Origin of the sequence: Sphingobium sp. AP50, assembly GCF_900109095.1 — a bacterium.
Lineage (GTDB): Bacteria > Pseudomonadota > Alphaproteobacteria > Sphingomonadales > Sphingomonadaceae > Sphingobium.
This window is the reverse complement of record NZ_FNYZ01000008.1, coordinates 189,273-210,171: the sequence shown is the minus strand read 5'-3', so window position 1 is coordinate 210,171 and position 20,899 is coordinate 189,273. Positions and strand designations below refer to the sequence as shown.

General features: G+C 63.4%; 18 protein-coding genes. 10 read left to right on the top strand and 8 right to left on the bottom strand.

Features of this window, described 5'->3' with window-relative positions; all coding sequences use genetic code 11:
* Positions 1–18: 18 nt before the first annotated feature.
* The gene (locus BMY84_RS15050; RefSeq protein WP_093084897.1) at positions 19–1,056 is read right to left on the bottom strand and encodes a polysaccharide deacetylase family protein; all 1,038 of its coding nucleotides are present in this window, start codon (positions 1,054–1,056) and stop codon (positions 19–21) included.
* Between the two features lie 46 nt (positions 1,057–1,102).
* Positions 1,103–2,821: a sensor histidine kinase gene (locus BMY84_RS15045; RefSeq protein WP_256215263.1), complete on the bottom strand. Its 1,719-nt coding sequence runs from the start codon at positions 2,819–2,821 to the stop codon at positions 1,103–1,105.
* Positions 2,822–3,024: 203 nt separating this feature from the next.
* Between BMY84_RS15045 and BMY84_RS15040 the strand changes: the two genes are divergently transcribed.
* On the top strand, positions 3,025–3,498 hold the full coding sequence (locus tag BMY84_RS15040; RefSeq protein ID WP_093019818.1) for an Lrp/AsnC family transcriptional regulator: 474 nt from the start codon (positions 3,025–3,027) through the stop codon (positions 3,496–3,498).
* Positions 3,499–3,531: 33 nt separating this feature from the next.
* Here the strand turns inward: BMY84_RS15040 and BMY84_RS15035 are convergent, their stop codons facing one another.
* Together BMY84_RS15035 and BMY84_RS15030 are read right to left on the bottom strand one after the other, a co-directional pair.
* A complete protein-coding gene (locus BMY84_RS15035) occupies positions 3,532–4,767 on the bottom strand; it encodes a tetratricopeptide repeat protein (RefSeq protein WP_093084953.1) in 1,236 nt (411 codons plus the stop codon).
* 91 nt (positions 4,768–4,858) lie between these two features.
* Positions 4,859–6,133 carry a hypothetical protein gene (locus BMY84_RS15030; protein WP_093084951.1) on the bottom strand — a complete coding sequence of 425 codons (1,275 nt, stop codon included), beginning with the start codon at positions 6,131–6,133 and terminating at the stop codon, positions 4,859–4,861.
* A gap of 267 nt (positions 6,134–6,400) precedes the next feature.
* Between BMY84_RS15030 and gyrA the strand changes: the two genes are divergently transcribed.
* Together gyrA and BMY84_RS15020 are read left to right on the top strand one after the other, a co-directional pair.
* Positions 6,401–9,085 carry a DNA gyrase subunit A gene (gene gyrA / locus BMY84_RS15025; RefSeq protein WP_093084894.1) on the top strand — a complete coding sequence of 895 codons (2,685 nt, stop codon included), beginning with the start codon at positions 6,401–6,403 and terminating at the stop codon, positions 9,083–9,085.
* Positions 9,082–9,429, top strand: a complete 348-nt coding sequence (locus BMY84_RS15020; protein WP_093084892.1) for a DUF952 domain-containing protein — start codon at positions 9,082–9,084, stop codon at positions 9,427–9,429. Before gyrA ends, BMY84_RS15020 begins: the two co-directional genes overlap by 4 nt.
* A gap of 1,100 nt (positions 9,430–10,529) precedes the next feature.
* Here BMY84_RS15020 and BMY84_RS15010 read toward each other — a convergent pair.
* On the bottom strand, positions 10,530–11,645 hold the full coding sequence (locus BMY84_RS15010) for a glycosyltransferase (protein WP_093084950.1): 1,116 nt from the start codon (positions 11,643–11,645) through the stop codon (positions 10,530–10,532).
* Positions 11,646–11,700: 55 nt separating this feature from the next.
* Here BMY84_RS15010 and BMY84_RS15005 point away from each other — a divergent pair, with 55 nt between their 5' ends.
* The 7 genes from BMY84_RS15005 to BMY84_RS14975 all read left to right on the top strand — a co-directional run bounded on the left by BMY84_RS15005 (position 11,701) and on the right by BMY84_RS14975 (position 18,198).
* A complete protein-coding gene (locus tag BMY84_RS15005) occupies positions 11,701–12,573 on the top strand; it encodes a lysophospholipid acyltransferase family protein (RefSeq protein WP_093084889.1) in 873 nt (290 codons plus the stop codon).
* A 31-nt stretch (positions 12,574–12,604) separates the two neighbouring features.
* The gene (locus BMY84_RS15000) at positions 12,605–13,249 is read left to right on the top strand and encodes a phosphoribosylanthranilate isomerase (protein ID WP_093084888.1); all 645 of its coding nucleotides are present in this window, start codon (positions 12,605–12,607) and stop codon (positions 13,247–13,249) included.
* 96 nt (positions 13,250–13,345) lie between these two features.
* Complete coding sequence (gene trpB, locus BMY84_RS14995; protein ID WP_093084886.1) at positions 13,346–14,587, top strand: tryptophan synthase subunit beta; 1,242 nt, start codon at positions 13,346–13,348, stop codon at positions 14,585–14,587.
* A 2-nt stretch (positions 14,588–14,589) separates the two neighbouring features.
* Complete coding sequence (gene trpA, locus BMY84_RS14990; RefSeq protein WP_093084885.1) at positions 14,590–15,405, top strand: tryptophan synthase subunit alpha; 816 nt, start codon at positions 14,590–14,592, stop codon at positions 15,403–15,405.
* Complete coding sequence (gene accD / locus BMY84_RS14985) at positions 15,402–16,250, top strand: acetyl-CoA carboxylase, carboxyltransferase subunit beta (RefSeq protein WP_093019802.1); 849 nt, start codon at positions 15,402–15,404, stop codon at positions 16,248–16,250. The genes trpA and accD overlap by 4 nt, the downstream gene beginning before the upstream one ends.
* A gap of 113 nt (positions 16,251–16,363) precedes the next feature.
* Positions 16,364–17,689: a bifunctional folylpolyglutamate synthase/dihydrofolate synthase gene (locus BMY84_RS14980; RefSeq protein WP_093084883.1), complete on the top strand. Its 1,326-nt coding sequence runs from the start codon at positions 16,364–16,366 to the stop codon at positions 17,687–17,689.
* Positions 17,690–17,757: 68 nt separating this feature from the next.
* On the top strand, positions 17,758–18,198 hold the full coding sequence (locus tag BMY84_RS14975) for a DUF6628 family protein (RefSeq protein WP_093084881.1): 441 nt from the start codon (positions 17,758–17,760) through the stop codon (positions 18,196–18,198).
* Between the two features lie 48 nt (positions 18,199–18,246).
* Here BMY84_RS14975 and BMY84_RS14970 read toward each other — a convergent pair whose 3' ends face one another.
* The 3 genes from BMY84_RS14970 to BMY84_RS14960 form a co-directional block, all read right to left on the bottom strand.
* The gene (locus BMY84_RS14970) at positions 18,247–18,996 is read right to left on the bottom strand and encodes a tetratricopeptide repeat protein (protein ID WP_093084880.1); all 750 of its coding nucleotides are present in this window, start codon (positions 18,994–18,996) and stop codon (positions 18,247–18,249) included.
* Between the two features lie 13 nt (positions 18,997–19,009).
* Entirely contained in the window at positions 19,010–20,344 is a 1,335-nt protein-coding gene (locus BMY84_RS14965; RefSeq protein WP_256215262.1) for an AmpG family muropeptide MFS transporter, read from the bottom strand.
* A gap of 76 nt (positions 20,345–20,420) precedes the next feature.
* Positions 20,421–20,879 carry a response regulator gene (locus BMY84_RS14960; protein WP_093084878.1) on the bottom strand — a complete coding sequence of 153 codons (459 nt, stop codon included), beginning with the start codon at positions 20,877–20,879 and terminating at the stop codon, positions 20,421–20,423.
* Positions 20,880–20,899 lie beyond the last annotated feature (20 nt).

Sequence of the window (20,899 nt, the reverse complement as noted above, 5' to 3'; positions counted from 1 at the left end):
GCCGCCGAATAGGCAGCATCAGGCCGCTTGGCAAGCCTCCACGCGCATCGGAACGGCGGCCAGCAATTCATTCAGGCTAGCCGCCGCCACGCCGCGTAAAGCCAGATGATTCAATACCCGGTCCCACCAGCCATAAAAGTCCGCGCGGTCGCGCTCGTTGCGGACATAGGGCGTGTGGCCCGGCGCCAGCGTCGGCGAATGGAAACTGAAATTGAGCACCCGCACGCCTTCCTCGATCAGCGCGTCGATCGCGGCGATCGCCTCCTGCGCGGGAACGCCTTCGGGCGTCAGCGGCACGCGGCTCAGCATGCGTGCCCGCGACAAGGCGCCCGCCAGCGGCCCCATGGTCTGCGCCGCGCGATATAGTCGCTCGCCACCACCCCGCAACAGGCCGGTAAAGGCCGTAGACAGCGGCAGTTCGACCAGCGACCGTGTCGGCCCGGCCCAATAGGGATTTTGCGGCAATCCGGAAAAATCCGGCCCATGCTGATGACTATAATCGAACCGGCTGCGCACCGAACTGTCGAGGCGAAAGCCTGCCACCTCCAGCAGGCGCGCGCTGTTCGGGCCGACACCATAGCGACCGGCGCGATAGGCAACAGGCCGCTGACCAAATCGCGCCTCGATCCGCGCGCATAATGCTTCCAGCTTCGCCCGCTCCACCTCTTCGGGCAGGAAGCCCACATAGCTGTTGGGTGCGTTCACATCCTCGACATGGGGCGGATTGACCCAGGGATGGAGATGCGCACCGATATCGGCCGCGCCATCGCTCAGCCACTGCCCCATCATTGCTGCGGCGCTATCACTCTCGACCACCGGATAATCGGTGACATAGACGGGCTTCACCCCGGCAGCCGCGAAATAGGCCTGCCCCCGCGCCATGCCGTCCAGCGCGGTCACGCCATGGCCGATCCGGCTGAAGGGCGCATTCCAGTCAAACTCTTCCTCGGTATCGACGAACAGCATGAAGCGGGTGCCAAAGGCGGGGTTTAGGGCGATCATGTCCTGCGCCAGCGGAGGCTGGAGCAGGGAGCCGTCATGGAAAGAAGCGGTCATAAGGCAGCGCTATCGCATAATGGTTGCGATAGGGTTTCTTGCAGGATCACGCCTGATCCGCCACCCCCGCCAAAGCCGCGACCGCCGGAATGGCCAGCTTCAGCCGCCCCGGCTCGACCGTCAGGCTGCCGCCACAGGTCGCCGCCAGTCCCCGGATCAGCCGAAGCGAGAAGCCAAGCCCCAGCAACGGCCCGTCGGCCCAGTCGCCCTCCCCGCTATAGCCGGGGTCCAGCAATTGCGATTCTTCCAGCCCCGCCAGCGCCGCCGGCCGATCGATGGCCAGCACCACCTGCCCGGCCCCGGCGTCGGGCTGGAACCAGCAGGCGCCGACCAGCGCCTCGGTCGCGGGCGCCACCGACAGCAGCGTGCGCAACAGATGCTGCACCATACGTTCGCCCTGTACCGGGTCGATCCGCACCTGCGGCAGGCCGGGCGCCATTGCGATATCGATCCCCGCCCGTGCCTGTTCGCGAAAACGCGACGCGACCTGAGTCACCAGCAAGGCTGGGTCGATCAGTTGCGACGCGCTGGTGCCATCCCCGCGCGAAACCCGCGCGGCCAGATCCAGATCGTCGAACGCCGCCAGCAGATGATGCGCGTCCACCGCGATCTTGCCCGCCATTTCGCGATATTCGACACCCGCCGGGCCGAACAATTCCTGTTCGATAATCTCGGCAAAGCCCAATATGGCGTTCAGCGGCGTGCGCAATTCATGCACCAGTTGCCGCAGGGAATCGGCCGACAACCCTGCGATCGCCATCGCCGAAGGCTGCGGTTCGCTCGCGACCTCATGCAGATAGGGGCGGCGCGCCTGCCCGCGATAGCCCTGAAAGCGGCCGGAGCGATTGTCGAAGAAGGGCGTCGCCGTCAGCCGCCACTCCCCCGCCATGGCGCCGCCGACGATAGTGAAGCGGCCATTCTGGAACCCGCTGCGCCGGGCAAAGGCGCCCGCGACATGGCCATCCGGCCCGCTGCCGCCTTCCAGCGCGATATCGCCCAATGAAAGCCCGATCAGCGCCGCGCGCGGCCCCTGGTCGATCCACAGGATGATGCCCTCCGCATCCGTCTCGAACGCGAAATCGCGCGGCGCGGCAACGGCTTCCTCGGCCTCATCCGGCTGCGAAGGGGACGCCTCGGGCGCCTTGCGGGTGCTGGTGAACTGAGCGATCCGGTCGACCAGATTGCGGATCTGCCCTTCATCGCCCGGCGGTGCCCGTAGCGGCGTGACCGTCGCGCTCGGCCGCTCCTCCGGCGCCTCCGTCTCCATGTCGGCGGTCAGCAGCATGTCGCTTTGCCCGATCATGTCCTGCCGCTCGGTCGTCAGGACCAGATCATGCGCGCCGAATGCCTCCAGCGCCTGCCGCGTCGTTGCGCCTATATCGCGCCGCCCACGCAGCACGCCCCGCGCCGTGGGGGTCAACTGCGGCAACAGTTCGACCCAATGCGCATCCGGCAATTGCGCCCGCGCCATCGCCGCCGCCGCAATCGCGGGCCTATCATTGGCGAACAACCGCACCAGACTGGGTGAACGCAACCGCCGGCCCAGTTCGACCACGGTCGCGATTCGCTGCGTTTCGCTCAGCTTGGGCTGAAAGCTGATGATGCGATCGATCAGGGCCGCCTTCTGCGCCTCGGGCATCGCCGAACGCCCCGCCACGTCGCCCTGCGCCAACAGGTCGACGCACTGGCGCCACAATGTCACGCTGCCCAGCCCGCTGCGATCATCAGCCGCCAGAACCGTCTGCATGAGATCGTTGAAACGCACGAAAAATCCCCAAAATCGCGCCGACGGGCAGGCCATCGTCCCAGCCCGCCAATACGGCTTTCATGCTGGATAGGCGCTTGGCGGAAAAAGGGAAAGGGGCTGATCCTGCGAACGAATATGATCGTCGCATAGTGGGACAATTGCAATGCTCTGAAACATTATTATGATGGGGCGCACTAACAGGACAGGAAATAAGCAGAATAATGGCCGGCCCCAATATCGACGACATCGACCTGCAAATTTTGGGCGAATTGCAGCAGGATGGCAGGATGACCAATGTGGAGCTGGCGCGGAAGGTGGGCCTGACCGCACCGCCCTGCCTGCGGCGCGTGCGCGCACTGGAAGAAGCCGGCGCCATCACATCCTATCATGCCGTGGTCGCCCCCGCGATGCTGGGCTATACCATCACCGTGTTCGCGATGGTCAGCCTGAAGAGTCAGGCCGAAGCCGATCTTAAGGCCTTCCAGGATCATGTCGCGGAACTGCCCGAAGTGCGCGAATGCCATATGCTGAACGGCGAAATCGACTTCATCCTGAAGGTCGTGGCCAAGGATTTGCAGAGCTTCCAGCAATTTCTGACGTCGAAGCTGACGCCCGCGCCCAATGTCGTCAGCGTCAAGACGTCGCTGACGATCCGCACATCGAAGAATGTGCCGGGCGTCCCGCTCCCGGTCTGAGACGCAGGCACAGGCCTGCGTCGAAAATCCGGCTCAGGCCGCCTTGCGGTTCCTATGCTCCACCCATGCGGACCAGAACTGGGCCACCGGCGCCCAGTCTCCGCTAACCTGCGCCAGCGCTGTCTGAGCGCCAGCCAGATCGCCTGACCGCGCCAGCGCCACGCCCAGCCGCGCATTGACGCGGTCGGCATCCACGCCGCCCTTGGTCAGCGCGGCGTGATACTGCTCCACCGCCTGCGGATATTGGCTGAGCGAGAAATAGCTGTCGGCCAGCGCCAGGGCATCCTTGCCGTTGCTCGCCGCCGCCGCCTTCTTCGCCTGCACGGGCAAGCTGGCGATTTCCTTCGTAGCCTTGGGCGCGACGGACTTCAGCAACTGGCTGGTGACTGCCTGTGACGGGGTCAGCTTGCCCGCCGCCCGGCCCGCCTCGATGATGGTGCGGGTTTCCGCATAATAGCCGGCTTTTTCCGCCATCTGGGCATAGGCCTGATAATCGCGCTCGCTCGCCATGGCGCCATTGGCCGCCTGAAGGCGATAGAGGTCGAGGCGCAGTTGCGGGTCGATATCCTTCTTCGCCTGATAATTGACCAGCGCCGCGCGCCAATCCGCCTTATCATCCTCCAGGTCCAGCCGCTCGCGATAGAGTTGCACCACCTCTGGCCAGTCGCCCGCCTGATAGGCCATCGAGATAGCCCGATCGGTCCAGGCGAGCGGAACCGGCTTGCCCGCCGCCTTCTGCGCCGCGATCGCGGCAGTCACAAAGGGCCGGGCTTCCTTGGGCTTGTTCCGGCGCAGCGCGATATCCGCGCGCAACATGGTGGCGTCGACCTCGTCATATCCCAGCGCCTTGGCGTAATCGAGCTGGGCGATCGCATCGTCATAATTGCCGACGACATAGGACAGATAGCCAGCGATGTAGCGCAAACGCGGCGCATCGCCACGCGGCAGCGCGCTGGTCTTGAACATGTCGGTCAGCGCAATTCGCTGCGCCTGCACATCGCGGCGCAATGTCGCCACTTCAAAGCGCAACCCCGCAGCGACATAAGCCTCGAAATCGGTCGTCGGCATCAGCGCAGAAACCTGCGTGCCCGCCGCCGCGGCATCGCGCGCCTTGATCGCCGCATCCGCCGCCTGCGCATTGGCGCGGAAGACGTCGGACATGATGATCGGCGGCCCGGCCACGACGATCTTCTTCTTTTTCGCGATGGCCGGCGTCGTCAGCAGGACCGCTGCGATCGCGAGGGAGGAAAGGATGGAATATCTACGCATGGCCGCCCCGGCCTCCCCCGAATTTTTCATTCTCGAATGGATCATTTCAAATGGTCGGGGGCATCACCCGAAGGCGACGCCCCTCTCGACCTCAGGCGCCCTTGGTGCCCAGATAGGCCAGCCACAGGCCCGCGATCGGCTTGCGCGATCCGCCCTGCACCGCCTCGAAAGCGCCCTTGGCACCGGCCGTGTCGCCCGCCAGCGTCTTGGCGATGCCCAGACGGGTGTTGACTTCGTCGGCGTCCACGCCGCCCTTCTGCTTGGCCAGTTCGAACATCGAAACCGCCTTGGCATAGTCGCCATAGCCCAGATAGGCGTCGGCGGTCGCCGCAGCGATCTTGCCATTGGCCGCCTTCTGCGCGTCGGCTTCGGCCGAACCGAGCGATGCCTTGTCGCCCGCAATCTTGGGCACAGCAGTCGAATAGAGATCGGCGCCGCCGCTGGCGTTCAACACACCCTTCGAACGGCCCTTGTCGATCACCGACTTCACTTCGCCATAGATGCCGGTCTTCGACGCCATTTCGGCATATTCGGTGAAGTCGGCGGCGATCACCAGACCGTCCGAGGCACCGAGCAGGCGCAGAACGTCCAGATTTTCGCGATTGGTGATGTTCGGGTTGGCGCGCTGGAACAGACGGACGAGCGTGCGCAGATTCTGGCCGCTGGGGTCAGCCTGATAGGCCATCTTCGCCCATTCGGTCACGTCGGGCAGCTTGGCGGCTTCCGCGCGGCCAACGCCGATCTGATACCATTGCGCCGGCACCTGCTGGCCCGATGCCTTCATGCTGTCGGCGGCGGCCTTCAGCGCGGTCAGGCCCTGCAGGGTGAAGCCGCGTGCCGGCTCGACCGAGGTGTTGGTGGTGCCCGCCTTGCCAAAATAGGCCTGCGCGATCGTCGGCTGCACCGATTCCGCCTTGGCACCGGCCGCAACAGCCGCCTGGCCACGCTGGATCGCCACGTCGAAATTCTTCGCTTCCAGCGCCGAATTGGCGGCGATCGAGTTGAACTGGGCAGCCTGTTCGGGCGGCGTCAGGCCGCTGTCCAGCATCTGGTTCAGCGCTTCACCCTGAAGCGCGGCATCCTTGCTCGCGATCGAGGTGTTCAGCTTGATCGCGCCGATCTGATATTTGTCGTCGTTCGACGTCGCCTTGCTGTCGGCTTCGGCCAGAGCCGCCTTGGCACCGGCGAAATCCTGCGCTTCGGCCGCCTTCTGCGCCGTCTGAAGCGCCTTGATCACGTCAGGCGAAACCTTGAGCTGAGGACCAGCCTTCTTCTCTTCCTTCTTCGCGGCAAAGGCAGGCGCCGAAACGGCACCGCTCGTCAGCGCCAAAGCCAGCGCGAGCGCCACCGGGGTAACAAAACGCATGATCCTCATCTCCTTTGCGCGCCTGAATAGGGATTCAGGCGACCTTTCGGGGGTTAAGCGCCGATTAGGGGGCGGCGCGTGAATGGGCATTGAACAAGCCTAAATCGATGGGATTTGCAACCGTTATGCGGCCCCTTCGTTCCCCGGGCCACCATATACCCTCTTGGCTGCACACGCGGGCGCGCGAGCGCGCGCGAGGGGTGACAGATTTGTTTCGCTGGGCTAGTGCATCAGCAACGTACGCATCCATCCAAAAAGAGAATCGCATTGACCGACGAGACTGCCCTCGCCGACCCTTCGGATATCAGCCCCATCTCCATCGTCGAGGAGATGAAGACCAGCTATCTCGATTACGCCATGTCGGTCATCGTCGCCCGCGCCCTGCCGGACGTGCGTGACGGGTTGAAGCCAGTCCATCGCCGCATTCTCTTCTCCGCCCAGGAATCGGGCTTCGTCTATAACCGCTCCTATCGCAAATCCGCCCGCCTGGTCGGTGAAGTGATGGGTAAATATCACCCCCATGGCGACAGCTCGATCTACGATGCGTTGGCCCGCATGACCCAGGACTGGTCGATGCGCGTGCCGCTGATCGATGGTCAGGGCAATTTCGGCTCGATGGACCCCGATCCGCCAGCGGCCATGCGGTACACCGAAGCGCGCCTTGCCAAGGTGGCGACCGCGCTGCTGGACGATCTCGACAAAGATACCGTCGATTTCACGCCCAACTATGACGCCTCGGAAAGCGAACCGCAGGTTCTGCCTGCCCGCTTCCCCAATTTGCTGGTCAACGGCGCGGGCGGCATCGCGGTCGGCATGGCGACCAACATCCCGCCGCATAACCTCGGCGAAGTACTGCGCGCCTGCCTTGCCTATATCGACAATCCCGGCATCACGACGGACGAACTGATCCAGATCGTCCCCGGCCCCGATTTCCCGACCGCCCCGCTGATTCTGGGCCAGTCGGGCGCGCGCAGCGCCTATCACACCGGCCGTGGCTCGATCATGATGCGTTCGCGCCATGTGGTCGAGGAAGGCCGTGGCGATCGCCAGTCCATCGTCCTGACCGCCATCCCCTATCAGGTCGGCAAGAACGGCCTGGTCGAAAAGATCGCGGAAGCCGCCAAGGACAAGCGGATCGAAGGCATCAGCGACATTCGCGACGAATCGAGCCGTGAAGGCGTGCGCATCGTCATGGACCTGAAGCGCGACGCCACGCCCGAAGTCGTCCTCAACCAGTTGTGGCGCAACACCCCCGCCCAGTCGAGCTTCCCGGCCAATATGCTGGCCATTCGTGGCGGCCGCCCCGAACTGCTGGGCCTGCGCGACATCATCGAAGCCTTCGTCAAGTTCCGCGAAGAGGTCATCACCCGCCGCACCAAGTTCGAACTGAACAAGGCGCGCGATCGTGCGCATATCTTGCTGGGCCTCGTCGTCGCGGTCAGCAATCTGGACGAGATGGTCAAGATCATCCGCGGTTCGTCCAGCCCTGCCGAAGCCCGCGAAAAGCTGCTCGCGCGCGAATGGCCGATCGGTGAGGTCGCCCCCTATCTACGTCTGGTCGAAGCGATCGAGACGGAAATCAGCGGCGACATCTACAAGCTGTCGGACATTCAGGTCCGCGCCATTCTCGATCTGCGCCTGCATCGCCTGACGGCGCTGGGCCGCGACGAAATCGGCAAGGAACTGGCCGAACTGGCCGAAGCGATCGCCGAATATCTCGCCATCCTGGGCGACCGGGTGAAACTCTACGCCGTGATGCGCGAAGAGTTTGAAGCGATCGAACGCGAATTCGCCACCCCGCGCCTGTCGGAAATCGCCGCCGCCGCCGATGGCATCGATGACGAAGACCTGATCGAACGCGAAGAGATGGTCGTCACCGTCACGGTGCAGGGCTATATCAAGCGCACGCCGCTGGAGAGCTTCCGCGCGCAGGCGCGCGGCGGCAAGGGCCGTTCGGGCATGGCGACCAAGGATGAGGATGCCGTCACAGAACTGTTCGTGACGTCGACCCATACGCCGGTCCTCTTCTTCTCGACCGCCGGCAAGGTGTACCGCATGAAGGTGTGGCGCCTGCCCGAAGGTGGTCCGGCCACCCGTGGTCGTCCGATGGTCAACCTGCTGCCGCTGGGTCCGGGTGAAACCATCCAGACCGTCCTGCCGCTGCCCGAAGATGAGGATAGCTGGAAGGATCTGCACGTCATGTTCGCCACGGCGACCGGCACCGTGCGCCGCAACAGCATGGACGCCTTCGCCAATGTCCCCAGCAACGGCAAGCTCGCCATGCGCTTCGACGAAGGCAGCGAGGATCGCCTGATCGGCGTCGCCCTGCTGACCGAGGAAGATGATGTGCTGCTCGCCACCCGTCAGGGCAAGGCGATCCGCTTCGCCGCAACCGACGTGCGCGAATTCCAGAGCCGCACCGCCACCGGCGTGCGCGGCATGACGCTCAAGGATGACGATCAGGTCATCTCGCTCTCCATCCTCAAGGGCTTCGATGCGACCCCGGACGAACGCGAAGCCTATCTGCGTGCCGCTGCTTGGAAGGGCAATGAAGCCGAATCCACCCTGCCCGCCGAACGCGCAGCCGAATTTGCGGCGGCGGAACAGTTCATCCTGACCGTCTGCACCAATGGCTATGGCAAGCTGTCCTCGGCCTATGACTATCGCCGCACCGGGCGCGGTGGTCAGGGCATCACCAATATCGACAATATCGCCCGCAACGGCCGCGTCGTCGCCAGCTTCTCCGCCACGCAGGGCGATCAGTTGATGCTCGTCACCGATCAGGCGAAGCTGATCCGCATGGGCCTCGACAGCCTGCGCGTCATCGGCCGCAACTCGGCTGGTGTCCGCCTCTTCAACGTCGCCGACAATGAACATGTCGTCAGCGCCGCGAAGATCGAGGAAAGCGAAGAGGGCGAAACCCCCGATGCATCGGAAGCGACCGAAGCGTGAGCGACCTCTTCGCCTATAAGGTGCTGACGGCCGATCAATATGTCCAGTTCAAGACCGACGGCCTGTTCAAGGGCGCGCCGATCGACCTGACCGATGGCTATATTCACATGTCCACCCGCGATCAGGCGGCCGAAACGGTCACCAAGCATTTCGCGGGTCAGGATCGCCTCGTCATGCTGATGATCGACCTCGCCCCCTTCGGCGACGCGATCAAATGGGAAGTCTCGCGCGGCGGCGCGCTCTTCCCCCACCTTTACGGCGACCTGCCCATGAGCGCGGTCGCCGGCAAGGTCGTCCTGCGCATTGGCGACGATGGCGCGCACCAGTTCCCGGCGGGCTTTTAAAGGCGACGGGACATCTCCCACCTTCGTCACCCCGGACCTGATCCGGGGTCCCGCTTCTTCTCTCGCATTTGCACAGAAAAGCGGGATGCCGGGTCAGGCCCGGCATAACGAACGAGGCAATGACGGCCAACATTGCCACGCGGGGTTAATTTCGCTCCCCTCAATAGCCGTCACCCCAGCGAAGGCTGGGGTCTCAGGTGGTGGCGAGATAGGCTTGAACGAGCGCCACGTTCGACCGTATCGCGCCGCCGCCTCAGATGCCAGCTTCCGCTGGCATGACGGCTAACGCCCGAGGCTGTGTAAAAACGCGAACGCGCGGCCGAACGGCGCACGATTAATTCAGTGATTGCCTGCACCGGATTCTTTTCGTGCAGCAACGCAACCAACTGCATTCAGATGGTGCTCATTTCGTTTGTGACGAGATGTTTTTACACAGCCTCGACCATTTTTTGCCATTCCCATGGTCGATTGCCTTGCTCGAAAGCCGACCTTCATTGGCGCGATAACCATTAACTAATAATGTCGCTATACCAATATTCTAACCATCAGCGCCGCGTTAACGGATATTGCAATGAGACTAACATATCCAAGATCGCACTCTTCTGACGAAATCCACGATATGGTTGTCGAGTTTAAAAATGCTAACGAAAGCACATTTAATGAATGGCTGGAGATAGAGCGAAAGGGTCGCGACATAGAGATTGGTGAGCTATCGGAAATTCAGGGAATCGTATTCAAATTTCTTCAATCAAAGGTAGATGTTACTTCGCACATGGCGTTGGTCACTGCTTGGATGGATATGCGCACCGAAATTAGGAAACGGATTTTAGGGTTCCCTGATTTGGATTTGAGTTTGGTCCGCCAATCACGACAAGGATAAGTGCCTGTCGTTACACCATCCGCCCTTATCCTAAAGCCGCGAGCCCGCTTCCCACCCAAAGCGACCGGTTCCACCTTCTCTGTCCTATCCCGTCCCTTCATGCCACCCTTTGCTTCGATCGCAGCCGAGGAGCGCACCGGCCCATCGCCCGCCTCTAAATAAGACATTAAATTTCCAACACCCGCACCAATATGTCAAAACTTGCGGGAAATGTGCGAAGTTAAGCGCTGCGTTCCATGTCCAACACCCGGCCGCCTTTGACCCGATAGACCCATCCGCCCCAGACGATCCGGTTAGAGATCGCCGCCAGCAGTTGCACCACCAGATGCGCCCAGGTCACGGCAAAGGGCGCCACCATATCCCAGACCAGCGATCGCCGCGCCTTCCCCGCCTGCTCCGGCTCCAGCACGCCGGCAATGATGCGCCCGCGCACAAAAGCCCGCCCCCAGGCCGCACCATAGCCGACAGCCACCGCCAACCATCCACCCGCCAGCAGCGCCCAGCCCCACGCCACCGACTGAATCGCAACCACCCCGGTCGCCAGCCCCCACATGCCAAAGCTGTTGGTCGCAATATGCCGATATTGCCGCACGCCAAAGCCCAGCAGATCACTCGTCTTGCCTTCCAGCGGACTGGCCACCAGCAGGTCGCGCACCGGCCGCAACCGCAGCTTCGCACGCCATCCCGCAAGGCCAATGCTCATATCGTCGGACAGGCGCCCCGCCAGCACCGCATCCAGATCCAGCCGATCCGCCACCTCTCGCGTCAGCGCCATTGCCCCACCCCAGGGCATGGTCGCGCTGGCGGAGCGCGGCAGCGTCGCCAGTTGCATCTCCACCGCCCCAACCAGCGCCGCCATCGGGCCGCCCTCTGGCAACAACAGCCGATAGCCAGTGACGATATCCGCCTTCCCGCGCACCAGCGGAAACAACAGCCGCCCGACCAGCCGCTCGGGCGGCGCTATGTCCGCATCGATAAAGACCAGCCATTGGTCATCCGGCCGCAACGCCCGCAGCGCCGCCCGCAATTTATGAACCTTCTGCCCCTCATCCAGCGCCACACCGGCCGCGACGATCTGCACCCAGTCGCCTTCCCGCGCCGCCAGCGCCTCCGCCGCCGGACAAGCCCCCGACGTCGCGATCAACAGGCGAAACGGCGCACTCTGCGTCTTCAGTCGAGCGATCAGCTCCGGTCCGCCATCCCAGTCATCCCGCACGCTCAGGATCACCACCGCGCCGTCCGGTGTCTCGATCTTCCGGTCGCGCGGCACATGCCGCCAATAATGGGCCACGCCCAGCACGGTCAGCGCCTGAAGGCCGATCCAGATCCATAGCATCGCCGTCACCTGCGCCCCTTTACCGCCTCACCCGCTGCTGTATGACGCTTGGGCGATGCTCTCCAACCCCTTTCTCTTCTTCCTGATGCGCTGGCTGCCTGCGCCCGTCGCAAGCTGGCTGGGCGGCTGGCTATCTGCGCGCATCGCCCGCCCCCGCATGAAGCTGCGTGATGCCCGCGCCCGCGCCAATCTGGCCCTGTTGCGCACCGACCTGTCGCAAGCGGAGCAAGAAGCGATCCTGACCCGGCGCTGGGTCAATATCGGTCGCACCATGGCGGAACTCGCCAATATCGACCGGTTGGTGAACGACGCCCATGTAACCGTGATCGACAAGGCGGCCTATCAGGCGGTCCTCGACGGCCCCGGCCCGATGATCGCCTTCACCGCGCATCTGGGCAATTGGGACTTGCTCGCCGCCCATATCAAATGGTCGACCGATCGCCCCGGCCTTGGCGTCTATGAAGCGCCGGACGATCCGAAAACGGCGGCCCAGCTCAAGAAAGCCCGCTCCAGTTATATGGGCGAAGCGATCGGTGGCGAAGGCGCGGCGCGCGGCGTACTCAAGCATCTGACCCAGAAGGATCGCGCCACCCTCTATATCCTTGCCGACGAACGGCGCGACCGGCAGGTCTGGTTCCCGACCTTCGGCCGCCCGCTGGAGCCGTCGGGCAACCTGTCGATCGCGCTGCGGCTCGCGCGCAAGGTCGGGGCGACCTTCCTGCCCTTCTACCTCATCCGCACAAGCGGCCCACATTTCGAACTCCACTGGCGCCCGCCGCTCGACCCGGCGACGATGAGCGATGCGGACATCATCGCGGCGCTGGACGATTTTCTGGGCAAGGCCTGCGTTACCCATGCCGACCAGTGGCTGGCGCTGCATGACATGGATCTGGCACAGCCGGGCCACCTGCCATCCAGAGGCATGTGACTTCCGTCCCTATCGCCGGTAAAGCGCCCCCATGTCCCGACTCGCGATCAAGATTTGCGGCCTGTCCACGCCCGATACCCTAGGCGCAGCCGTGCAAGCGGGCGCCAGCCATGTCGGCTTCGTCCATTTCCCCAAAAGCCCCCGCCATGTCGAACCGGACCAGATTGCGGCGCTGGCGTCCGCCATCCCCGACCATGTCGATCGGGTCGCGGTGGTGGTCGATGCCGATGACGATCAACTGGCCCGCCTGACCGGCACCGGCGCGATCACGACCCTGCAACTCCATGGCAAGGAAAGCCCGGAGCGGGTCGCCGCCATCCGCCAGCGCTTCGGCCTGCCGGTGTGGAAGGCGATTTCGGTCAAGACCCGCGCCGATATCGACGCTGCCAACGTCTATGCCAGTGCCGTCGACCGGCTGCTGTTCGATGCCAAGACGCCTGACGGCGCGGCGCTGCCCGGCGGCATGGGCCTGCGCTTCGACTGGACGCTGCTGCGCGGCCTTGCCATCCCCGCACCCTGGGGCCTCTCGGGCGGCCTTGGCATCGATAATGTGGTGGAGGCGCTGCGCATTACCGGCGCACCGCTGATCGACGTTTCGTCGGGCGTCGAAAGCGCGCCGGGCATCAAGAGTGTGGACAAGATCATGGCCTTCTGCAAAGCGGTTCAGCCATGTTGACGCTGAACGCCCCTGCCCTGCGCATCGAAGGACGATGGCGCTGATCGCTTCCTGAACTGAAAGCGAACGCCCCATATTGTCCTTGGAAAGATAGTCATGATCGATACCGTAACCCTGCCCAACAGCCTTCGCAGCCAGCCCGACGCCAACGGCCATTTCGGCGCCTTTGGCGGCCGCTATGTCGCCGAAACGCTGATGCCGCTGATCCTGGAGCTGGAGAAGGTGTACAAGGCCGCCAAGGCTGATCCCGCCTTCGACGCCGAGTTCGCCGAATTGCTGCGCTCCTATGTCGGCCGCCCCAACCCGCTTTATTATGCGGAACGGCTGACCGAAGCTCTGCGCGCCAAGGCGGAGCCCGGCAAGGGTGCCAAGATCTACCTGAAGCGCGAGGAGCTCAACCACACCGGCGCGCACAAGATCAACAATTGCATCGGCCAGGCTCTGCTCGCCCGCCGCATGGGCAAGAAGAAGGTCATCGCCGAAACCGGCGCTGGCCAGCATGGCGTCGCCACCGCGACCGTCGCCGCCCTGTTCGGCATGGAATGCAAGATCTTCATGGGCGCCAAGGATGTCGAGCGGCAGAAGCCGAACGTCTTCCGCATGAAGCTGCTCGGCGCAGAGGTGATCCCGGTCCATTCCGGCTCCTCGACGCTCAAGGATTCGATGAACGACGCCCTGCGCTACTGGGTGTCGAACGTACATGACACCTTCTACATCATCGGCACAGCCGCCGGCCCGCACCCCTATCCCGAACTGGTGCGCGACTTCCAGTCGATCATCGGCAAGGAAATCCGCGCGCAGATCATGGAGGCTGAAGGCCGCCTGCCCGACATGCTGATCGCCCCCGTCGGCGGCGGCTCCAACGCCATCGGCATGTTCCATCCCTTCCTCGACGACCCCGAGGTCGCGATGATCGGCGTGGAAGCGGCCGGCGAGGGCCTCGACAAGAAGCATGCCGCATCGTTGGCGGGCGGCAAGTCCGGCATCCTGCACGGCAACCGCACCTATCTGCTTCAGGATGAGGATGGCCAGATCACCGAAGCGCACAGCATTTCGGCGGGCCTGGACTATCCCGGCATCGGCCCGGAACATAGCTGGCTGCACGAAATCGGCCGGGTGAAGTATATGCCGATCAAGGATGACGAGGCGTTGACCAGCTTCCAGACTCTCTCGCGCCTCGAAGGCATCATCCCCGCGCTGGAATCCGCCCATGCCGTCGCCGCAGCCGAGCAGGTCGCGCCGACGCTGGACGCGGACAAGATCATCGTCGTCAATCTGTCGGGCCGGGGGGACAAGGATATCTTCACCGTCGCCGACGCGCTGGGAGTGGAGATGTGAGCATGGATCGTCTCGCCACCCGCTTCGCCGCCTGCAAGGCACAGGGCCGCGCCGCCCTCATCACCTTCGTGACCGCCGGCGATCCGGACGTCGCCTCGACCCCAGCCATCCTCGATGCGCTGGTCGCGGGCGGCGCGGATATCATCGAACTCGGCATGCCCTTCACCGATCCGATGGCCGATGGCCCTGCGATCGAACTGGCGAACCTTCGCAGCCTCGGTTCGGGCACGAAGACGAAGGACGTCTTCGCCCTCGCCACCGATTTCCGCGCCCGTCACCCCGAAACGCCGCTGATCCTGATGGGCTATGCCAATCCGATGCTGGTGCGCGGTTCCGACTGGTTCGCCGATCAGTGCCAGACCGCCGGCGTCGATGGGGTAATCTGCGTCGATATCCCGCCGGAGGAAGATGCCGAACTCGGCCCCGCCCTGCGCGCGGCCGGCGTGCACCTCGTCCGCCTCGCCACCCCGACCACGGACGCGGCGCGCCTGCCCGCAGTCCTGAACGGCGCCAGCGGTTTCCTCTACCATGTCGCCGTCGCAGGTATCACCGGCAAGCAGCAGGCGGCGCAGGCCAATATCGAAATCGCCGTCGGCAAGCTGAAGGCCGCCACCGACCTGCCGATCGCGGTCGGCTTCGGCGTGCGCACGCCCGAACAGGCGGCCGCCATCGGTCGGGTCGCGGACGGCGTGGTCGTCGGCTCTGCCATTGTCGATATCATCGGCAGCCATGGCGATGCCGCCGCGCCCTTCGTTCAAGACTTCGTTGCGTCGCTCAGCGGCGCCCTCACCACTTCCATCCGGGAGACCGCAGCATGAGCTGGATCAACCGCGTTCGTAACGCCCTGCCCTTCACCAAGAAGGAAACCACCGCCGAAACGCTCTGGCACCAGTGCCCGTCGTGCAAGGAAATGGTCTTCATCAAGGAATGGGAGGAAAATCTCTCCGTCTGCCCGCGCTGCGACCATCATGGCCGCATCGGCCCGGATGCCCGTTTCGAACAGATTCTCGACGCCGGCTTCATCCTGCTGCCGACCCCGCATGTGCCCGAAGACCCGCTCAAATTCCGCGACTCCAAGCGTTACCCGGACCGTATCAAGGCCGCCCGCGCCTCGACCGGCGATCAGGATGCGCTGATCAACGCGCGCGGCGCGATCGACGATGTGCCGCTCGTCATGGGCGTACAGAATTTCGCCTTCATGGGCGGTTCCATGGGCATGGGCGTGGGCGCGGCCTTCATTCAGGGCGTCAATGACGCGATCGCCCATAAATGCCCCTATGTCATCTTCACCGCCGCTGGTGGCGCCCGCATGCAGGAAGGCATCCTCTCGCTGATGCAGATGCCGCGTTCGACCGTGGCGATCCAGAAGCTGCATGCGGCGGGCCTGCCCTATATCGTCGTGCTGACCGACCCCACCACCGGCGGCGTCACGGCGAGCTATGCGATGCTGGGCGATATCCAGATTTCCGAGCCCAATGCCCTGATCGGCTTCGCCGGCCAGCGCGTGATCGAAAGCACGATCCGCGAAAAGCTGCCCGAAGGCTTCCAGCGCGCCGAGTATCTGCTCGATCATGGCATGCTCGACATGGTGGTCCATCGCAGCGAATTGCGCGATACGCTGGCCCGCGTAATCGGCTATCTGACGCCGCGCGCGACTGCCTAAACTATAGACTTCGTCATTGCGAACGAAGCGAAGCAATCCATCTAGCACCATGTGGATTGCTTCGCTTCGCTCGCAATGACGTTATACGACCATAGCAGGGGAATTGAGGCGCCATGGCCGACCACGCCGTTTCGGACGATCCGCAGGTGCAGGCGCAACTGGACCGCCTCTGGTCGCTCTCCCCCGGCGCGGACATACTGGGGCTGGAACGCATCACCCGGTTGCTGGAGCGGCTGGGCGATCCGCATCGCAGCCTGCCGCCGGTGTTCCATGTCGCCGGCACCAATGGCAAGGGGTCGACCTGCGCCTTCCTGCGCGCCGCGATGGAAGCGGACGGCAAGAGCGTCCATGTCTTCACCTCGCCCCATCTGGTCCGCTTCAACGAGCGTATCCGCATTGCCGGCCAGTTGATCAGCGATGATCAACTGGCGCGCTATCTGGAACGGGTACTGGATATTGCCGAAGGCGTAAACGCCAGTTTCTTTGAAGTCACGACCGCCGCTGCCTTCCTCGCCTTTGCCGAACATCCGGCCGACGCCTGCATCATCGAAGTCGGGCTGGGCGGACGTCTCGACGCGACCAATGTGATCACCGATCCGGCGGTGTGCGGCATCGCGCAACTGGGCATCGACCATCAGGCCTTTTTGGGCGACACGCTGGACAAGATCGCCGCTGAGAAGGCGGGCATCGCCAAAGCTGGCGCCGCGCTGGTGACGCAGCGTTACCCCGAAGCGCTTCATCCGATCATGCAGGAGGCGGCCGACCGCGCCGGAACCCTGTGGTTCGGTCAGGGCGAAGGCTGGGACGCCGCCGTCTATCGCGACCGGCTCCATTATCGGGACGATCTGGGTCGGCTGGATACGCCGCTGCCGCGTCTGGCCGGGGCGCATCAAGTACAGAATGCCGCGCTCGCCTTCGCCATGCTGCGCCATCAACATGCTGTGCCGCTGCCCGAAGCCGCGCTGAAGGCCGCGCCGCTCTGGGCGCATTGGCCCGCCCGGCTCCAGCGACTGGAACAGGGGCCGCTGCTCGCCCCGCTACCCGAAGGCACCACCGCCTGGCTCGATGGTGGCCATAATGCCGGTGCGGGCGAAGCGATCGGCGCCTATTTCAATGCCGACCGTCTGGAAGGGCAGAAACTGCACCTCATCATCGGCATGCTGGCGAACAAGGAAGTGGACGCTTTCCTCGCGCCCTTCGTCGGCAAGATCGCCCATATCCATGCGCTGCCCGTGCCCGGCCATGATCACCATCCGGCCGAACGCTTTGCCGCCGTCGCGGCGCAATGGGGCATCGGCTGCACCGCCCACGCAAGTCCGGCCGAAGCGATCGACGCCGTTGCAGCAGTGGCGGGCAACGTGCCGCCCAAATTGCTGATCGGCGGATCGCTCTATCTGGCGGGCGAAATTTTGCGACTGAACGAGCAATTGCCCGACTGAATAACAGTTGCGAATGACTTGCAATAGCGTACTATGCGTGCACCGACTAACGCAGAAGGCGCGATTCTATGGCTTATGGAGAGACTTCCCCCCTCGACCTGCCCCGTCCCATTCCCGGTGGCTATGGCAACCGTCTCTTCCTGTTCGTGATGCGGCGAATGGCGACGGCAGGCGTCAATGACGCCCATGCTGCCAATGCGATGCTGGGCGCTTTCGGCCGCAGCTATCGCCGGCCGCTGGTGCTGATGCGCGCGATGATGCTGGAACTGGCGCGCGCGTCGAGCCGCAAGATACTGGTCGCGCCCTGCTGCTGCGCCCGGATGACCGCTGACGAGGCACTGATGATGCAGGCGACGGGGGAAGCCCTGCGTGATCCCAATGCCGCCTATGACCGGGTCAGTGAATTGCTGGGCAATGATCATGCGCTCGGCGCGCTGACCTGCCTTCAGGCGGTGGCGCAGGCGCATAATGACCTTGGTCGGCCACTGGATATCTACGCGGCTGGCTGAAGCCGTAATTGGGGTGCAGGGCGGATAGCTGCATCCGCCCCGCCCGGATCAGGTCTTGCGCAGTTCGGCCAGTTGCTCGCCGGCCCAGCGATACATGTCCGCCTGCGAAGCCCGCTGAGTCCGGTCCATCCGCTTCGCGCGGCGCTCCACCTCTTCCAATATCGCCTGCGCACGGCGGCTATCGCCCTGTTGGAGCAGGAAAGCCGCATAGTGACAGCGGGCTTCTTCTCCCGCGACCCGCTCGACCACATCCTCGAACAAGGTTCGTGCTTCCGCGCTGCGGTTGAGGTCGGCGAGGATGCGGGCTCGCAACAGCGCCCTGCGATCCCACTCGCTACCGCGGGACAGTTCGGGCGCGGCGTCCAGCAGGCGGAGCGCTTCGGCGCTGACGCCCCGTTCGAACAACACGGCGGCCAGCTTGACCTGCGTCCCCCAGTCATTGCCCGGCCCAAGCGACAATGCCTTGCGATAGGCAGCTTCCGCCTCGGCATAGCGATGGCGCGCTGCCTGCGCGTCACCCAGCGCGATATGATTGGCTGCGGTATCGGCCATATCCAGTGCCCGTTCTGCTTCGCGCACGGCGCGTTCGGGATCGACCTTCCCCACCACCTGCGACCGCGCAGTGCGGACATGGCGGTTGTTCCAATGCTGCGGCAACACCTCCAGCATCACATAGGCAAAGCAGCCCAGCAGCGAGAAGAGGAAGATAAACAGCAGCCAGATCTGGTTTCGGCCCGACCGGATGACATGCAGGGCGCAGACGATCTGAAGACAGATCGAGGCGATGAAGTAGATCATAACGCGTCCCTGCTCAATCGTCTTGCGTGCTGGATTGACGGACGCTGTCGATCACGAAGCCTTTGTACCAAATGATCCACAACAATATCATGCCCGGCACAGCAGCAACGATGGTCATCAACCAAAATCCTACCCATCCAGCTTGGTCGGCAATGATGCCCGCTGGCGCGGCGAGCCAAGTTCGTCCTACAGCAGCAAAAGATGACAGAAGCGCGAATTGCGTGGCTGTGTAGGCAAGACTCGACAAGCCGGACAGGTAAGTCACGAACACGGTCAATCCTATGCCACTTGTCACCTGTTCAGTCGCAACCGCAATGGTAAGCCACAAGTTGGAATGCCCATGCATCGCAACGCCAACAAAAGTCAGATTACTAAGCATCATCATAAGGCCGGACCAGAACAGTGCACGCCCCATACCCAGCCAGGCGATGAACGGGGCGGCGAGCGCTGTTCCCACGATCAACCCCCAGAATCCGACGACCTTATTGATCGCAATGAATTCGGCATCGGTGAAACCCAAATCGACGATCATGGGATTGAGCATTCCCTGCCCCATCGCATCGCCGATCTTGTAGAGTAATACGAACAAAAGGATCAGGACCGACCCCCGCCGTCCCAGAAATTCGATGAACGGATTTAGCACGGTCTCCTTGAGCCATGCCCCAATGCTCTTACCGGCCATTTCTGAATGCCGATCGACATATATGCCAGGGCCGGCGATCAACGCGCCAATCGCGCCGGGCAACACCAAAAATCCGGTCAAGCCATAAGCCATGGCCCACCCAAGGCCGAGACCGGTCTCAGGCGAGTAAAGGAATATTGTGCCAACGCCAGAAAAGAAAGCGCCCAAGCGGTAGCCAAACTGATTGGTCGCCGTACCGTAAGGCATTTCCTCATCGCTCAATATTTCGATGCGATAGGCGTCGATGACGATATCTTGTGTCGCGCCAAGGAAGGAAACAAGGATCGCACAAAAGGCGAAATAGCCCAGATGATTGGCGGGATCGCTGCTTCCCAGCATCCAGATGGCGCAAAACAGCAGGCCCTGTACGAAGAACAACCAAGCACGACGCTGACCGAAAAGCCGAGTCAGCAACGGCAAGGGCAACTTGTCCACCAGAGGGGCCCACAGCCATTTAAGCGTGTAGGGGGTGGTCAAGCCAATGGCGAAGCCGATAGTCGATTTCTGGATACCGACCTTTGACAGCCAATATCCCATGGTCCCAAGCAGCAACATCAACGGAAAACCGCTGGAAATACCTATAAGCAATGAAACGAATGGCATCGGCCGGACATAGGGGCGCATGACCGCGCCCCAGCTTTTGCGGCCTTCGTCAATATTCGTCACTTAAATCCCCCGGCACCGTCTATTCAGGCGCCAGCATATGGCCTGATTTCAGACAGGCAAGCGCCCTTTGCGGCGATCAGGCCGCGATATCGAACAGGCTGAGGCCGGGCGGCAGCTTCGGACGGCGCACGCCGCGCAGGACAGCGTCGACCACATTGATCGCCGCGACCAGATCGCGCGGGGCATAGGGCTTGGCAAGGCAGCCGATCGCCAAAGCACGGGCGTCCACAGGGCAGCTACCGGTCACGAAGAGGACCGGCAATCCCTGCGCCGTGGCATGGCGGGCGACGTCGATACCGCTTCTGTCGCCATGCAACGTGACGTCGGCAATCACCAGATCGACCCCGCCGGCATCGATTACCCGCACCGCATGATCATGGTCGTCCACGGTGGCCGCGACCCGATAGCCGGCATGGACCAGCGCATGTTCATTGTCGAACGCGACCAGCGCCTCATCCTCCACCACCAATATGGTGCGGACGGTTTTGCGCCGGGCATTATGGACGCCGCCTTCTTTCACGAAACCGAAAAACATTTGCCAAGTCCGCCCTGAGT

What these genes read in the sequence shown, in the direction of transcription:
- BMY84_RS15050 (WP_093084897.1), bottom strand. Translation starts at nt 1,056, where the DNA reads ATGACCGCTTCTTTCCATGACGGCTCCCTGCTCCAGCCTCCGCTGGCG.
- BMY84_RS15040 (WP_093019818.1), top strand. Translation starts at nt 3,025, where the DNA reads ATGGCCGGCCCCAATATCGACGACATCGACCTGCAAATTTTGGGCGAA.
- BMY84_RS15035 (WP_093084953.1), bottom strand. Translation starts at nt 4,767, where the DNA reads ATGCGTAGATATTCCATCCTTTCCTCCCTCGCGATCGCAGCGGTCCTG.
- BMY84_RS15030 (WP_093084951.1), bottom strand. Translation starts at nt 6,133, where the DNA reads ATGCGTTTTGTTACCCCGGTGGCGCTCGCGCTGGCTTTGGCGCTGACG.
- BMY84_RS15010 (WP_093084950.1), bottom strand. Translation starts at nt 11,645, where the DNA reads ATGCTATGGATCTGGATCGGCCTTCAGGCGCTGACCGTGCTGGGCGTG.
- BMY84_RS15005 (WP_093084889.1), top strand. Translation starts at nt 11,701, where the DNA reads ATGCTCTCCAACCCCTTTCTCTTCTTCCTGATGCGCTGGCTGCCTGCG.
- BMY84_RS15000 (WP_093084888.1), top strand. Translation starts at nt 12,605, where the DNA reads ATGTCCCGACTCGCGATCAAGATTTGCGGCCTGTCCACGCCCGATACC.
- trpB (WP_093084886.1), top strand. Translation starts at nt 13,346, where the DNA reads ATGATCGATACCGTAACCCTGCCCAACAGCCTTCGCAGCCAGCCCGAC.
- trpA (WP_093084885.1), top strand. Translation starts at nt 14,590, where the DNA reads ATGGATCGTCTCGCCACCCGCTTCGCCGCCTGCAAGGCACAGGGCCGC.
- accD (WP_093019802.1), top strand. Translation starts at nt 15,402, where the DNA reads ATGAGCTGGATCAACCGCGTTCGTAACGCCCTGCCCTTCACCAAGAAG.
- BMY84_RS14980 (WP_093084883.1), top strand. Translation starts at nt 16,364, where the DNA reads ATGGCCGACCACGCCGTTTCGGACGATCCGCAGGTGCAGGCGCAACTG.
- BMY84_RS14975 (WP_093084881.1), top strand. Translation starts at nt 17,758, where the DNA reads ATGGCTTATGGAGAGACTTCCCCCCTCGACCTGCCCCGTCCCATTCCC.
- BMY84_RS14970 (WP_093084880.1), bottom strand. Translation starts at nt 18,996, where the DNA reads ATGATCTACTTCATCGCCTCGATCTGTCTTCAGATCGTCTGCGCCCTG.
- BMY84_RS14960 (WP_093084878.1), bottom strand. Translation starts at nt 20,879, where the DNA reads ATGTTTTTCGGTTTCGTGAAAGAAGGCGGCGTCCATAATGCCCGGCGC.